We start from the raw sequence: 14,698 nt of genomic DNA, 5'->3' as shown, positions 1-14,698 counted from the left end.
TTATATATAATTAACTTAGATGGTTGACTGTCGAACTACTACTTGAGTATCTACAGTTTCTTTCCATAAACTTTTTTCTTCAGAGCTCTCTTTATACAGAATCCTTTGATAAAGCAAGTCAACACTTTTTATTGCTAATCCTTCAATTGGTATATGAACAGTCGTCAAAGGAACGCCGGCTACTGAAGCAAAACTAATATCATCAAAACCGGCTAAACCAATATTTTCCGGAACTTTTATCTTTAATTCTCTTAGAGCTCTTAAGACACCAAAAGCCATATAATCATTTACACAAAGAATAACATCATAATCAGGATGATTTTTGTTAAATATTTCTAAAGAACTTGTATATCCACCTTCGATATCTGGATGAGTTTCTACGATGTCAGTTTCCCAAACTGGATAGCCATTTTCGAGCATAGCTTTTTGAAACCCATCAATTCGTCTTTTAAAAGTCATCGCTGCTTTCATTCCGGAAAGGAAAAGAAATCTTTTGTAACCCCTCTGGATTAAATATCGTGTAAGCAAGTAACTTCCCTTTTCTAACTCAACATCAACTATCGGCAGATTTACTCCTTCAATGCCTCCTCCGATCAATACCGAAGGGATCTTCCTTTTAATGAGTTCATAAAAAGTTGACAGATTGAAGTTAATAATATCAGCAGTGTGGATAAGAACACCGTCAACCTTTTGAGAAATAAAGTCCTTGAGAACTTCCTCCTCAATGAGTGCCTCGCCCTCAGTAATCCCAAGATTCATCCGATAACTCCTTTTTCGAAGCTCCTTTTGAATAAAGTGGGTAAGTGAGGCATGGTAGGGATTGATGATTTCCGCCATCAGCAAACCTATAATTCCCGTCCTTTGGGCAGTTAAATTTTTAGCTAAACTATTCGGTATATAACCCAAAACTTGAGCAGCTTCTAAGACTTTCTGACGGGTATCGGAACTTACTCGTTTTCGACTGTTTAGCGCCAAGGAAGCTGTAGAGGGAGCAACACCAGCTAACCGAGCAACATCTCGAATAGTTGTCATCCTTCACCTCTGTCGAACCGTTTTGACATTTTTATTTTAATTAAATAAATACTTTGCTGTCAAGCTCTTTGCTAATATATCCTAAATTAATTTAAAAACGATTCAATAAACGATAGATCAAAAAAGAAGAGATATATCAAAAAATGATTGAATTGAAGGAAATGGTGGCTGGGTTTTAAGACTGAAACATCTTATTACCAACCCAGCCCTTTCAAAACAATTTACTCACTTATATCAATTAGGACTTTCAATGAACCTTGAGATGGATTGAGGGCGGTTTCAAAAGCATTATAAACCTGATCTAAGCTAAAATGATGGGTCACTAAACCATCGGTTTTCATTCGACCATCGTTTAAGTATTGTATAGTTGCCTCATAATCGACGGCAGTGTACATAATAGTTCCAATAATTTCTAATTCCCTATCCTGGACAAAGGCCATGTTAACAGGAATTTTTCCCTCGGGCACACCAACCATAATAATTTTACTCCCTTTACGAGCTAAATTAATGGCGGTATCCAAAGTAATTTCATTCCCAACACAATCAAATACTATATCCGGACCATCGGAACCAAAAAATTCCTTTGCAACTTGAAAAATATCTTCTTTCTTCGGATTCACAATGACGCTTGCGCCAGATTTCTTGGCTAATTCTAACCTGGTATCAACTGGATCTGAAACAAGAATTTGGTTTGCCCCAGCAGCAAAAGCAGCTTGCAGGGTAGCTTGCCCAATCATGCCAGCACCGATAATAATTATATTCGCTCCAGTGAGCATTTTTGCTTGGCGAATGGCATGAACTCCCACGGCTAAAGGTTCAACTAATACTGCCTTATCGGCATCCCAATCTTTGGGAAGTTTAAAGACTTCATCAGCTTTGACAACTAAATACTCTGACTGACCTCCATAATACCCAACACATCCTATTACTTGAAGCTTTTCACAAATATTGTATCTTCCTATCCGGCAGTTATAACATTCACCACAAACTAAGTTAGGCTCAATGGTCACTAAATCACCTATAGCCAAGTTTTTCACCTGCGTCCCAATTTCATCAACCAAACCGGCTACTTCATGCCCTAAAACCATTGGAGGATGAACAAAAGGATGTGTTCCCTGAAAAGCATGCATATCAGAACCACACACTCCCACTCTTTGTACTTTAATTCTAATTTCATCCGGTCCTACTTTTGGTATAGGTCCTTCTTTTTGCTCAAACTTTCTAAGATCAACTAATTCTACATACCTCATGAGAGACCCTCCATTCATTTGTTAGTAATGAAACTATAAATACTCTATATTTCTATTATAGCTAATGCCATTCATTTCGTGGAAATAAAATTATTCTTTTGAATATAGTTCGGTCTGACTGATTCAATAGGTAAAATACACATTCGGCTATCTCTTCTGGTTTGGTAACCTCATTGATATCTCCATGATAGGGAGAATCACCCTGCCAAAGGGGAGTATCAACTGCTCCGGGACAGATGGTGGTAATAAGAACTCCATAGGGCTTAACCTCTTGGGCTAAAGCATCAGCCATACCAATCATACCATGCTTCGATGCCCCATAGGCTACTTCTAAAGGAATACCCCGAGTTCCAGATACCGAGGATATGTTAATAATTCTTCCTTTTTTTCTTTCGATCATATAGGGGAGTATTAATCGAGTACAAAAAAGAGCTCCTTTTAAATTGGTGTCAATGATATTGCTAATGCGATTGATATCCTGTTTATAAAATTCGATGCCTTGATAAATACCGGCGTTATTGATCAAAACATCAATGGGTCCGTGATTGGTTTCAATCTCCTCATAGGCTTTTCGTATTTGATCCGGTTTGGTAACATCAACCTGATAGGCAAATATTCGACCCTGCCCTTTTTTAACTAACGAATTTAGCCGATCACTATTACGCGCAAAACCGAATACATTAAAGCCATTTTCAGCTAATTTTATTGCAATTGATTCTCCAATTCCTCGGCTGGCCCCGGTTAGAACAATATTTTTTATATTCATATTCAGCATGCCTCCTATTTATGGTCGATCATCTTCCCCATTTCGTTACCATAATAACTCCTATCAACGAAATTGCACCGCCTACTAACGATACGAATGAAGGGATTTCTTTTAACCATAACCAAGCTATGAATATTGCCAAAGCAGGTTGTAAGTAAATAAAGCTCGACACCACAGCAACCGGAGTTTTAGAAAGAGCATAGGTCCAGGTTAAATAACCAATGGCTGCTGGAAATAAGCCCAAATAAATAACTGATAGGGTATGCGAAAATGCTGCCCCGTTTACGGCTGAAACGAAACCCGGAACAAAATAAAGCAGAAAAATTGTACCTCCCCAAATAGTATAACAAGTGAGTTCTAAAGGAGTATATTTTTTAAAGTACGGTTTTTGGCAAACAATATACACACTGGAAGAAAAAGCTGCAATAAGAATAAGGAATACACCAATGTTTAAATTAAAACCTTGGTTTTCACCTAAAACAATGAGAATACCTCCAAAAAAACTAACCAGAATACCCAACCATCCAATTTTTTTGAGGGTTTCATTTAAAAAAAGAAAAGCTAAAAGAGATGAAAATATCGAACTCAAGGCAATAATAAGGCTGGCAGTTCCCGCGGTGACCGTTTTTTCCCCATAGACTAAAGCAATGTGATAAATTGTAATACCCAAAATTCCTTGGACAGCAACTGCTGGTATGTCTTTAAGTTTGGGAAAGCGAACCTTTCTAGTAATTAAAGCATAAATAAGAAGAAACCCTGACGCAACTAGAAACCTTAATAATGCAAGATGCCCAGGTTGATAAGACTTCAATCCATCTCGTATGCCAGCAAAAGCTGATGACCAAAAAAGGACACTGATTGAAACTGCGAAAATTGCTTTTCTATCCATGGTTGGGTAGGTATTACTGGAGCGATCTAATCAGCCGATCTACTCCAACGCTGACTTCGTTTTCAAAATGGAAGCGAATTATTGTTCTCTTTCCGTTTTGGAGGGCATAATAATCTCCTAATGCCTGAAATTTGATAAGTGCACCAAAACTTACCTGTGATTGCCAAGAACCAGCTTCATCAGGTATTGGAATATCAACTTTGGGTTCTGACGTTAACTGGATAAAATACCCATTTCCCGCATCGCCCTTATGAAGCTGTCCAGTTGAGTGTAGAAAACGAGGCCCATATCCAACTGTTGTAGCTACTTGGAAGGAATCACGAAGCACCGAACACAATCTGAGTAATAAACATTCTGTTTCACGATTAGGATTAACATAAGCTTGAATAGCAATATAATCTCCAGGGTGACACGGGCTTAAAAAAACCCTCAGAGCTTCATAAGGATCATCAGCTTCAATATCACCATACACGATCATCTCGTCCTTTTTTATTAATGGTTCAGGTTCGTCAATCGGGGATCCTTCGGAATACTTCTTAATAATCTGTCGAGTTATTTTTTTGGAAATTTCGACATTTGGTTGGTTAAATGGGTTGATCTCAAGACGATAACCGGCTACAGCAGTAGCAAGTTCCCAGAGAAAAAACTGACCAGCAATATCGTAATAGTCCTTGAGTTCCAAATGAATCACCGGTTGTCCAGATAAAACTAAATTATTGATCTTTCCTATCCAGGACAATTCGGTAAGAGGTAAAGACATAACAATAAAGAGTCGGTCTTTAAAGTAAAACATGGGATCACCCAGAGATTCTTTGACAACCGGCAAGATCCCTTTTTTTTCTTTGCCAGTACTCTCGGCTATGAGTTGCTCAACCCAGTCACCAAAGCTTTGAATATCCGGAGTGAGTATGTAGGTCGCTTTATCTCTCCAGTTTTTTGCCATTTCCGCTAATAATGCCCCCAAAAATGCTGCAGGATTGTCTTTATAGGGAATATTTGGTTGACATTTTTTCATCATAACTTGTGCTCTTTCTAATAGCAGTGAAATATCTACTCCAATCATAGCAGCTGGAACCAAACCAAAGTGCGAGAGAGCGGAATAACGACCACCCAAATCCGGGTTATTAAGGAAGGTTTTACGAAAATGATAAGTTTGTGCTATTTCGATCAAGCTGCTTTCTGGATCAGTTATAAGAATAAAATGCTTACCTGCTTCTGCCTCCCCAAGCTTATCAACTAAAAAAGTATAAAAATATTTAAAAAAAGAAAGAGTCTCAATCGTACCTCCTGATTTGGTAGAAACAATAAACAATGTATTTTGGGGATCAAGACGTCTTGTATAGGATTGAATCATCCCGGGGTCGGTACTATCTAAAATCCAGAGATCAAGGTATCCGTCTTTTACTCCAAAGGTTTTTCGATATACTTCTGGAGCCAAGCTTGATCCTCCCATCCCCATAAGGAGAACCTGCTTATATCCTTCCATCAACAATTCATTTACAAAATTATTTATTTCTTTTGTTTCATCAGTTATTACTTGAGCAATCTCAAGCCAGGCTAAACGATTTGAAATTTCTTCTGGGTTATTTTTCCATACCGTAAAATCCTTTTCCCAAATTCGCTCCATTATCTGGGCATTTTCCATTTCTAATAGGGCATTATCTATAAGACCCTGATAATTTTGTAAATGAATATTTTTCATTAATTTCTTCATAAAAACCTCCATACCATAAAATCACCATACGTTTTATTTTTTGAGGATACCCGAGAAAAATATATTTTGTAGTCCATTTTTTTCAAATTCTTCTTCATATTTTTCCCTAAATTGACTTCTTTTAAGGAAAAATTCTTTTTCATCCATTTGCTTGACAGTATCCTCGCCATGTTGATTAAAGAGGTCTCGAATGGCTAATCGATCAATTAATTGTTCCCAAAAGGTATTGATTTCAAAATCTTCGATAAAATGAACCGAGGTAGAATTCTCATAATAATCTTTTGAGGGAATAAGCTGATTACATTCATCATCCCATTCAACTAAATTTTCTTTTTTAAATTGTTTGGCAAATGACATTATTTTTTGTTGTAATGTATGATATTTTTCCCGTTCTTGATCTTGCTCATTTAAATAAGCGTTATAAACATAATCCGCAGTAAAAATCATTTCTACTAATAATTCATATTCTTCCTGACTCAATTCAATGTTCATTTAATATTCCTCCAAACATAATTGTTATCTGTTAAATATTATACCCTTTCATCTTTTAAAAAGGGAATGAAAAAAGCCCGACTCTAATTAAAACTGATGTTCTATAAAAAACTCAAATCGAGATGTTTAGCAAAAAAACTAAAAACTATATATAAGCACTTAACTTCTAAAAAATGAGGAGATTTTCCTCTATTCCTTCGCAGAAATTCATTCTTTAAGGCAGTTTTACAATAACATTTAAGGATTAAATTTTCTTTATTAAGAAATCTTAAAATTTTCTTCTTCTTTTTATTTTCGATCTTTTTGTATTATTTCCTGGATTTTTTTCTCTTCCCAATTTTTTCCGAACGTTCCTTTTTTAAATGTTTCCACACCATGGAATAATACACCAACACCCCAACCTATGATTGGCCAATAAAACCAATAAAATCCAGGTGAGGTTAACAAATTACCAACAATAAAAAAAACTGACATAATAAGATAAACAATGAGATGAGAATAAAATGATTTTATTTCCATCACTTGTTTTTTGGCGTTTTCATACCTTTCCTTATCTTCCATAGCTTCCCTCCGTTTTAAAAATTCTAAGATTCTTTAAGCTCTTAAATTACGTAAAGATTAAATATAATTATTATTAATAATACACAGTAAATTGGTTTGATGTTTCAACCTGTCGAATAATTTAGAAACTTTCCTCCTATATATTCTTATCCATTTTGATAACGTATACTAAAGTTCGCAATTTCGCACCTTGAAAAAACCACCGGAGACTCCAAAATGAAGGTTGCATGTAATACAAAACTTCATCGAGGAGGAATATCCGATGGCTCATAAAAATAATAAACCATATCTTTTAAAAATGCTCCTTTCATTCATGACTCAAACCTGATCCTCTCTATGCTAGGCTCGAGTGGTTAACCAATGAACTTATGAAACTGGAAGCTGAAAACAAAGTTTGAGCTCACAAAGGGGAACATTGTTCAACCCGAATTACCCATTCTTTCGGAACCCGAGTCAGACGATTTGATACCCGATTAGGTATCATCTTTCTTCTCGTTCCAAAACTGAGGAAAGGAAGCTCTATTCCTTTTTTTGTGACTAAAAAGGAAACGCTCGGAGCAAGCCCTCCTGGAAGGTGGTTCAAGAAGCCTTTATCAATGGCGTTTCCACCTTAAAAAATGGAGCGGCTCGCCCAAAGCTTAGGAATTCAAATCCCTCTTTTGCCAGTCAAGTATCAGAAATCACCAAAGACCTGAGTGATCAAGTGGAATGGTTCCGTACTCGTCCTTTGGAAAAAGAATATCCAGTCATTTTGGTTGATGCCCTCTACGAGAAAGTTCGCTGTGAAAGACACGTCATCAGCATGGCGGTCGCTCTCGTTCAGGGTCTGACCAGTGAGGGAAATCGAGAGATCCTGGCGGTCGAACCCCTGATAGCTTGAATCAGAAGACACTTATACTCATTTATTTGAACAGCTCAAAAGACGAGAAGTGGAAACCGTCTGGCTGTGGGCATCCATTGCTCATACAGGGCTTAAAAATGCCATTTTAGAAATGTTTCTGAGGATCAAGTTGGCAACGCTTTCAAAGTACACTGTATGCAAAATATAGTGGTTCATATCCCCCATAAAGGAAAAGAATCCACAGTCCTCAACTCAAAACAAACCTGGAATCAACCGAACCAAGAGTGGTGTGCAAAGCAATATGCCCATTTAATCATCCAGGAATACCGAGATCGCTTTCCTCAAGCCATTGCTCTTTTAGAGGAAGGACTGGAAGACTCGTTACAATTCCTGGCTTTTCCTCATCTTGACCAACGAAAGATCTCTTCAACCAATTCACTCGAGCGGATTCACAAAGAGATCCGTCGTCGAACCCGAGTGGTAGGGATCTTTCCTACCACCGATTCCTATCTCCGGCTGGTCACCAGTTATCTCATTGAGTATACTGAAGATTGGATGAGTAGTAAAAAATATATCAGTTCTGAGGCGATTACCGAGCAACAAGCAGAGCTTCTAAAGATAGCCTAAAAAAAAGAAAAGAAAACAAAAAGAAAGAAAGAGGCTGTGGATAGATGGACAACCCTGCGGGTTGACCACAGATCCACAGCCCGACGACTCATGAATAGTTATTCACTAAAACAACAGAAAAAATTGACCAAATAGAAAGGTCCTATTCTTCTCTTTATTTTTACCTTCCAAATTCATAAAAAGGAGGTGAATCAATCGATTAATTGCTCAAAGAGAGATCACTTTTCATTCATGTAAGGTCATCTCTTTGTTCAAAAAGGGTCTCCGGTGTTTGCTAAGAGTAAATTGCGAACATTATTTGACACATACTTGGGTAGAGCTGGGTTTAATTCTAGTGATTTCAAGTAATTATTGAGAGTTGATTTTTCAAGGTACGTTTTCCTGGTTTGAAATCGGTCAAACCAGGAATTCATTCAGGAGATAATCCTTTGTATTATCAAAACCATCTAACCGAAGTTGAATTTACACATAAAAAAGGACTTGATCATAGAAGATCTTTGAGAGTTAATTTTTTTAGAAGAAAGTTAATTGCTATTTTGGTTGCTTTAGTCCAGTTATACCAATTAAACCTAAACTTTCACGAATGATCCTCTTTGTAGCTTTTGGAATATTCGAGCTTTCATTAATCATGTTATAAATAGCTATTAACGTACTTTTGTCTAACTTTCCTTTTATTTCTATATTTGAAGCGTTCCTATTGATGTCTGATTCGGAGTACGAATAGAAATCTTCTGTGCAATCAATGATGCAAGTTTCTTCAAAACCAAATTCACCAGCGTTGAATATCAAATGAGGATGGTTTTCACGTGGACCACCCGGTTGGAATTTCTGGATCTGTGTTGTCGTGGTGTGAATGTAAAAGAAAACTGGTGGTGTAATTGAGGAAGATTTTCCTAAGCAGATAAACCAGCGAGCCTTGTCTATGGGTTGTGGATATCGGGGATCAGGAAAGTTGCTCCACCGGACTACGTCTCCGACTCTCAATTTCCATGCCTTTCTTCAATCCGTAGTAGGTCAAAAAATTCTCTTCTTGGGGACTGAGGTCTTCATCTTTTTTGTTAGAGATACCAGGGAAAGCGTCGATCATTTCAATTTTGTGATTATTTCTTCTTTTCCATGCTTTTTCCCACGGAGCAATCACTTCGTGCGAGGCACCGCTGAGAATATTGGTATCGACAGAGGTATTAATATATATCTCGACTATTCTCTGCATTTCCGTAATTTCAGATTCTGAAAAGTATTCTAAATTTGGTCTCTTCCCTTTGGTTTTCACAACAATGACCGTGTTCTTTTCTTCTTGTGGAACAAACTTAAAAAGCTCGGTTTCGTAACTGTTCCGTTTTTCATATATCTCTATCGGGACCGGTCCTTTTGCCATAGCTTTATACTCTAGATCTAAAGCTGGCCTACCAGTTTTGACGAGCATCTCAAAATCAAACAGAGCTAAATATTTATATATATAGGTTTGAGTGGGATCCTTCTTCTTACGCCTTTTGTGTTCCTTTGCAAAGAAACAAATAGCGTTTTCAAGTCTTTCCTTCTTATAAGCAAACATGGATACCCTCCATGGATTGATAAATATCAATAAATCACTTAAAATCTTTTTTCTTTATTATAATACAATTTTCTGCTTTTTGTTATTAGCAAGTTGATCTTAACTAATTCGCTAATCTTCTTCGGTGCTTGTATCCATGTCTTTCTATCAAGCCGATAAAAGCCTTTTATTGTATTAGGAAGAAACTCGACTTCTTCTTAATCATTGCTGTGCTTCATCTCATTTCTAAAACTTATATGCCATTTTAGAAATGTTTCTGAGGATCAAGTTGGCAACGGTGTAAAGTACACTTTATGCGCAACCTCCTTGTCCATATCCCCCATAAAGAAAAAGAATCCTTTGCCGCGAAACTGAAACAAATCTGGTACCAACCTGACCAAGAGAGTGCGAAACGGGTTGCTCTGTTGGTCATCCAGGAATACCGAGATCGCTTTCCTCAAGCCATTGCTCTTTTAGAGGAAGGACTGGAAGATTCCTTACAATTCCTGGCTTTTCCTCACCTTGACCAACGAAAGATCTCTTCGACCAACTCACTCGAGCGGATTCACAAAGAGATTCGTCGTCGAACCCGAGTGGTAGGGATCTTTCCTACCACCGATTCCTATCTCCGGTTGGTCACCAGTTATCTCATTGAGTATACGAAAAGACTTGGATGAGGAGTAAAAAGTATATCAGCTCTGAGGCGATTACCGAGCAACAAGCAGAGCTTCTAAAGATAGCCTAAAAAAAAGAAAAGAAAACAAAAAGAAAAAAGAGGCTGTGGATAGATGGACAACCCTGCGGGTTGACCACAGATCCACAGCCCGACGACTCATGAATAGTTATTAACTAAACTTTCGCACTAAAATAAATGGTGAGAAACCTTGATTTTAAAGGGATTTTTAATGAAAACACCCCTCTTTTTTGGTAGAATTGACTTAGAGAAAAAAACCAATCACCAAAAAGAGAGAGGTGTCTTCATGACTATCCTACCAGAAAATTTGGAAAATGAAAGGACTCTATTACCCATGTTTTCCTCCTTTGTAAAGGAGTTCAAATTGAACCAACTGTTTCGAAAATGTTCCATCCGTAAAGAAAAAGGAATCCCTGTTAAAGACATCTTCCAGATGATCTTTCTGCTGGTCTTTACCGGAAAAAACATCTCTGGTATCTTGTGCTCTAAAAATCTCATTTTCGAGGGAAAGAAAGATACTTTTTACCGTTTCCTCCACCAGACGAGTGGCAGCTGGCGAAAATTCCTCTTCCTCTTGAGTGCCACAGTAGTCTCAGAAGTCCTCTTTCCTTTTAGCAATCTGAAGCGCTACGCCTGGGTAGTGGATGATTCTCCCTATGAACGATCTCGGAGTTCGAAAGTTGAAGGTCTCTCTCGTTTCTATGACCATTCTACCAAGCGCTTCAGCCGTGGGTTTCGGATGCTCACCCTCGGGCTCACTGATGGAGCCACTTTCATTCCTTTTTCCTTTTCGTTATTAAGTTCCCACCGAAAAGAAAACCAGCTCTGTCCGATGGATGCTTCCGTTGATGGACGAAGCAAAAGAGCTCGTCTTCGGAAAGAATCCCAGGAGAAGACTCCTGATGTACTCTTGAAGCTCCTTGATGAAGCTTTGAAGCACTGTCCCTTGGTGCAAACCATCCTCTTTGATAGCTGGTTTAGCTTTCCCACCCTCATCCGGAAATGTGCTACTCGAGGATTATCAGTGGTATGCATGCTCAAAAACACCCCAAAGATTTACTACTCTTTTGGTGGAAAGGCTCTTGCTCTTTCCTCTCTTTTCACCAGAATTCAGAAAAGACCACACGGCAATATCATTGGATCGGGTGTCGTGAATCTCAATCTCACTGGGAAACCACTTTTAGCTCGGATTGTCTTTGTCCGAAGTGAAAAACAAAAATCTCAATGGTTGGCGCTTCTTTCAACTGATCTGTCTCTTTCTGAAGAAGAAATCGTTACCCTCTATGGAAAACGCTGGGATGGATGCCTTCTTCAAGATGGTGAAATCAGTCTTGAAACTCACTCGGGAATTTCAGATTCGATCCTATGATGCACTGGTCTCTCATACCAGTATCGTCTTTATCCGGTATATCATGCTCGCGGTTATTGCCCGGAGAAACACCGATCCCCGCACCATTGGAGAGCTTTTCTATGCCTGCTATGATGAAATTCAGGATATCACTCTTATGGAAGCACTGACTCTCCTTCTTGAGCTCCTGAAGTCTACCATAAAACAGGTTTTAGTCCTTTCAGAAGAAAAAGTCAAAGAGCTACTCTTCTATTTTGTAAATAGTCTTCCAGCATGGTTGAGAGAAAAAGTGCTATTATTGAACTGCGAAAGTTGAGTTAATTATTCATATTAGGTTTGAGAGGATAATTCGATAGCGTTTCAGTCAATACTAAAGAGGATCTTGAGAGCAATTGAAGAAATATTGGAAACTAAATGTAACTTAATAAAATTAGATTTAAAAAATTTTCATTAAGAGTGATTTAAAGCATTCCCTCACTATTTTTATTTTTTTGCTTTAATATGTCAAGGCCGACCTTAAAATGACCCACTTTAGCCGGTTTAAATTTGACCCACCCGGTAATTATTAATCTGATGAATGAAGATTCGGTGCTCCATAAATTCCAGCTTTGATTCGATCTTTGAGACGATAACTATTTCCCCGGATATTGATGACTTGAGCATGATGGAGCAATCTATCCAAGAGAGCAGTAGCCAGAATTGGATCTCCCATCACCTCTCCCCATTCGCCAAAACTTTTGTAACTGGTAATGATGATACTCCCTTTCTCATAGCGACCACTGATTAACTGAAAGAGCAAAGTTGCTTCCAAACGGTCTAAAGGAAGATACCCTACCTCATCGATGATAAAGAGCCGAGGACGAATATGGATACTTAGACGTTTATCGAACCGATTTTCTTCATAAGCTCGTTTTAAGTCCTGTAAAAGACGGCTGAGACTCGTAAAATAGACCGATTGTCCCATTAAGAGAGCCTCTACCCCTAAGGCTACAGCTCAATGAGTTTTTCCTACTCCTGGAGGCCCCAGGAAAAGGAGGTTCTCCTTCCTCTCTAAGAAAGCCAAACCAGCTCGTTCCCGGATGAACCTCTCATCAATAGAAGGTTGAAAAGAAAAGTCAAACTCAGTGATCGTCTTGCGATAAGGAAGATGGGCCATTCGAAACTTCACTTCGATATTTTTCTCTTTCCGGATGGCTGCTTCCCTTTCTAAGCTATTTCCCAAGAAAGAGAGATAGGTTTGATTTTCTTTCTGGGCTTTCTCTAAGAGAGCATCCAATTGGACAGCGAACTGGGATAATCCTAATTCCACTAAGAGCAGGCGAACTTTTTCTAATTCGATCATATTCCTTTCCCTCCCCACCGTTCATAAACTGCTAAAGGACGTATCTCGACTTCCTCGGGGTTGACCTTCCAGGCATGCGGAAGAGGATATATTTTCCCTTCTTTTTCTTGTAACCCCTGGTACTGGTTCCTTAACCAAAGAGAAGTTCCTACTGAATAAGATTGATGATGAGTTGCGACCACTTTTCCCTCTTTAACAATCTCGATCCCGTCTTTTCCTTCTCTGACCCAAAGCTCTTGACCACTATAAATCCAAGGAACTCCATACCTTACTCCTTGGTAACTTAAAAACCCATCTTTACCCACTTTTCTTTTTTCAGCGAGATACTTTTGATAGCTTTCTAAAGAAGGAAGAGGCTTCAAGTTTTCTAAAAGCAAAAGGTCCTTAGGTTTTTGGCCGGTCGTTCCATGGAGGCGTTGATTTTTTTCCTCACACCACTGATAGGCTTGGCGATTTAAATCTCCTCGATTTTGAAACGTCCTTCCAGGTAAGAAGTTGGCTTTCACGTACCCTACACCTCGTTCAACCTTTCCTTTGGTTTGTGGTCTTCTGGCTCGACAAACCTGGGGGATAAAACCCAAAGTGAGAGCTACATCCAAAAACAAAGGATGCCAAATCGGCTTTCGTTTCTCATCCCAACCCAAGATAACGGTTTTCATCTGATCGGATAGAACGATATCGGTTACTCCTCCGAAGTAGGAAAAGCCCTGGATGAGACCCCGTAGGAAACGATGGATATCGCAGTGATTGCTGAACTCCGCATACATTGCTCGGGAATAGCCTAAAACCATTACCAGAACATAGACTTTATGACTCCTTCCATCTTTCTCGTCTTGATAAAAACCAATCCCCCAATCCACTTGGACTTGTTTACCTGGTTCTGTCTCATATCTTTGGGTGGCCACTATTCCTCGAGGAGGACGATAAGGTTGAACATAATCTTTGACCGTAGTTTTCCCTCCCTGGTAACCGAGCTCTTTTAGCCTAGGGTAGATCACTTCACAGTTGAATATCCCCAGTTTCATCATCTCTTGAATCTCTTTCTGGAAGGGGTCCAGTTTTGAACCCTTCTTTTTTCTCACCTTCCTTTCTGGAATACCTTGAGCCTTGAGATAACATTTCACCGTATTCCGAGAAAGTCCGGTTTCTCGACTTATTCTTCTTATACTCTTTCCTTCTTTTCTCATCTGGTGTAACATCATAATTGACTCACTCCTTAGCATGTATTTCCCTCCGATCTTTCATCCTATCAGAGGGATTATATCTTTAAGGGGTGGGTCATTTTTATTCTGGCTTTCCTGGGTCAATTATATGCCGGCTATGACATAATAGGCTACATTTCTTTTTTAAGGAAAGGTTAATAAAAAATAGATCATGAGGTTTTTTAAAGTAATACTCTATCCTGAATATACCATCGAATGAATTCCCCCATTGAGGGGGGTTAGGGGGGTGTGCCTTTAATTAGTCATCCTGAGCCCTCGCTTTTTGAGGGCGTGAGGATCTCATCTTTAAGCTTTTCTTAGTTTCCCAAATCCACAATCCCGTGGTTTTAATAAATTCAAGAATCAAGGCCTGACCCCAATATACACCGTGATTTCGATGATACCG

Annotated in this window: 14 protein-coding genes and 2 pseudogenes; 5 read left to right on the top strand and 11 right to left on the bottom strand. The window is 38.6% G+C overall.

The features are described from left to right. Positions 1-15: 15 nt before the first annotated feature. The 7 genes from RT761_RS06085 to RT761_RS06055 all read right to left on the bottom strand — a co-directional run bounded on the left by RT761_RS06085 (position 16) and on the right by RT761_RS06055 (position 6,704). Positions 16-1,032, bottom strand: a complete 1,017-nt coding sequence (locus RT761_RS06085) for a LacI family DNA-binding transcriptional regulator (RefSeq protein WP_218113179.1) — start codon at positions 1,030-1,032, stop codon at positions 16-18. A 221-nt stretch (positions 1,033-1,253) separates the two neighbouring features. Next, positions 1,254-2,282, bottom strand: coding sequence for a zinc-dependent alcohol dehydrogenase (locus tag RT761_RS06080; protein WP_218113178.1), 1,029 nt, complete (start codon positions 2,280-2,282; stop codon positions 1,254-1,256). A gap of 61 nt (positions 2,283-2,343) precedes the next feature. Continuing rightward, complete coding sequence (locus RT761_RS06075) at positions 2,344-3,048, bottom strand: SDR family oxidoreductase (RefSeq protein ID WP_218113177.1); 705 nt, start codon at positions 3,046-3,048, stop codon at positions 2,344-2,346. Between the two features lie 28 nt (positions 3,049-3,076). Further along, complete coding sequence (locus tag RT761_RS06070; RefSeq protein WP_218113176.1) at positions 3,077-3,937, bottom strand: DMT family transporter; 861 nt, start codon at positions 3,935-3,937, stop codon at positions 3,077-3,079. A 13-nt stretch (positions 3,938-3,950) separates the two neighbouring features. Continuing rightward, the gene (locus tag RT761_RS06065) at positions 3,951-5,651 is read right to left on the bottom strand and encodes a hypothetical protein (RefSeq protein ID WP_218113175.1); all 1,701 of its coding nucleotides are present in this window, start codon (positions 5,649-5,651) and stop codon (positions 3,951-3,953) included. A 33-nt stretch (positions 5,652-5,684) separates the two neighbouring features. Continuing rightward, positions 5,685-6,143: a hypothetical protein gene (locus RT761_RS06060; RefSeq protein ID WP_218113174.1), complete on the bottom strand. Its 459-nt coding sequence runs from the start codon at positions 6,141-6,143 to the stop codon at positions 5,685-5,687. A 288-nt stretch (positions 6,144-6,431) separates the two neighbouring features. After that, the gene (locus RT761_RS06055; RefSeq protein ID WP_218113173.1) at positions 6,432-6,704 is read right to left on the bottom strand and encodes a 2TM domain-containing protein; all 273 of its coding nucleotides are present in this window, start codon (positions 6,702-6,704) and stop codon (positions 6,432-6,434) included. Between the two features lie 574 nt (positions 6,705-7,278). On the opposite strand from RT761_RS06055, the gene RT761_RS14355 reads away from it, so the two are divergent. Both RT761_RS14355 and RT761_RS14350 read left to right on the top strand, forming a co-directional pair. Continuing rightward, positions 7,279-7,584, top strand: coding sequence for a transposase (locus RT761_RS14355; protein WP_425491266.1), 306 nt, complete (start codon positions 7,279-7,281; stop codon positions 7,582-7,584). Positions 7,585-7,740: 156 nt separating this feature from the next. Beyond that, positions 7,741-8,172 carry a transposase gene (locus RT761_RS14350; RefSeq protein ID WP_425491265.1) on the top strand — a complete coding sequence of 144 codons (432 nt, stop codon included), beginning with the start codon at positions 7,741-7,743 and terminating at the stop codon, positions 8,170-8,172. Between the two features lie 531 nt (positions 8,173-8,703). Here the strand turns inward: RT761_RS14350 and RT761_RS06045 are convergent. After that, positions 8,704-9,156, bottom strand: coding sequence for a hypothetical protein (locus RT761_RS06045; RefSeq protein WP_218113172.1), 453 nt, complete (start codon positions 9,154-9,156; stop codon positions 8,704-8,706). Beyond that, entirely contained in the window at positions 9,116-9,727 is a 612-nt protein-coding gene (locus RT761_RS06040; RefSeq protein ID WP_218113171.1) for a type II toxin-antitoxin system antitoxin SocA domain-containing protein, read from the bottom strand. Before RT761_RS06040 ends, RT761_RS06045 begins: the two co-directional genes overlap by 41 nt. A gap of 260 nt (positions 9,728-9,987) precedes the next feature. Between RT761_RS06040 and RT761_RS06035 the strand changes: the two are divergent. The 3 genes and pseudogenes from RT761_RS06035 to RT761_RS06025 form a co-directional block, all read left to right on the top strand. Further along, a pseudogene (locus RT761_RS06035) lies at positions 9,988-10,451 on the top strand (transposase); the annotation flags it as partial. A 160-nt stretch (positions 10,452-10,611) separates the two neighbouring features. Beyond that, positions 10,612-11,769 (top strand): IS4 family transposase, encoded by a 1,158-nt coding sequence (locus RT761_RS06030; RefSeq protein WP_218113169.1) that lies wholly within the window; start codon positions 10,612-10,614, stop codon positions 11,767-11,769. Next, entirely contained in the window at positions 11,732-12,064 is a 333-nt protein-coding gene (locus RT761_RS06025; protein ID WP_218113168.1) for a hypothetical protein, read from the top strand. Before RT761_RS06030 ends, RT761_RS06025 begins: the two co-directional genes overlap by 38 nt. Positions 12,065-12,313: 249 nt before the next feature. Here RT761_RS06025 and istB read toward each other — a convergent pair. Further along, positions 12,314-13,090: pseudogene (gene istB, locus RT761_RS06020) on the bottom strand (IS21-like element helper ATPase IstB). Next, complete coding sequence (istA, locus tag RT761_RS06015; protein ID WP_218113167.1) at positions 13,087-14,313, bottom strand: IS21 family transposase; 1,227 nt, start codon at positions 14,311-14,313, stop codon at positions 13,087-13,089. Before istA ends, istB begins: the two are co-directional and overlap by 4 nt. Between the last annotated feature and the right edge of the window lie 385 nt (positions 14,314-14,698).

This window comes from Atribacter laminatus (assembly GCF_015775515.1).
In the GTDB taxonomy this organism is placed as follows: domain Bacteria; phylum Atribacterota; class Atribacteria; order Atribacterales; family Atribacteraceae; genus Atribacter; species Atribacter laminatus.
This window is presented reverse-complemented; position numbering and strand designations above follow the sequence as displayed.

Excerpts from the sequence above, each read along its gene's own strand:
- RT761_RS14350 (WP_425491265.1), top strand. The coding sequence starts at position 7,741 with ATGCAAAATATAGTGGTTCATATCCCCCATAAAGGAAAAGAATCCACA.
- RT761_RS06060 (WP_218113174.1), bottom strand. The coding sequence starts at position 6,143 with ATGAACATTGAATTGAGTCAGGAAGAATATGAATTATTAGTAGAAATG.
- RT761_RS06030 (WP_218113169.1), top strand. The coding sequence starts at position 10,612 with ATGAAAACACCCCTCTTTTTTGGTAGAATTGACTTAGAGAAAAAAACC.
- RT761_RS06075 (WP_218113177.1), bottom strand. The coding sequence starts at position 3,048 with ATGAATATAAAAAATATTGTTCTAACCGGGGCCAGCCGAGGAATTGGA.
- istA (WP_218113167.1), bottom strand. The coding sequence starts at position 14,313 with ATGCTAAGGAGTGAGTCAATTATGATGTTACACCAGATGAGAAAAGAA.
- RT761_RS06040 (WP_218113171.1), bottom strand. The coding sequence starts at position 9,727 with ATGTTTGCTTATAAGAAGGAAAGACTTGAAAACGCTATTTGTTTCTTT.
- RT761_RS06080 (WP_218113178.1), bottom strand. The coding sequence starts at position 2,282 with ATGAGGTATGTAGAATTAGTTGATCTTAGAAAGTTTGAGCAAAAAGAA.
- RT761_RS06070 (WP_218113176.1), bottom strand. The coding sequence starts at position 3,937 with ATGGATAGAAAAGCAATTTTCGCAGTTTCAATCAGTGTCCTTTTTTGG.
- RT761_RS06085 (WP_218113179.1), bottom strand. The coding sequence starts at position 1,032 with ATGACAACTATTCGAGATGTTGCTCGGTTAGCTGGTGTTGCTCCCTCT.
- RT761_RS06055 (WP_218113173.1), bottom strand. The coding sequence starts at position 6,704 with ATGGAAGATAAGGAAAGGTATGAAAACGCCAAAAAACAAGTGATGGAA.
- RT761_RS06065 (WP_218113175.1), bottom strand. The coding sequence starts at position 5,651 with ATGAAGAAATTAATGAAAAATATTCATTTACAAAATTATCAGGGTCTT.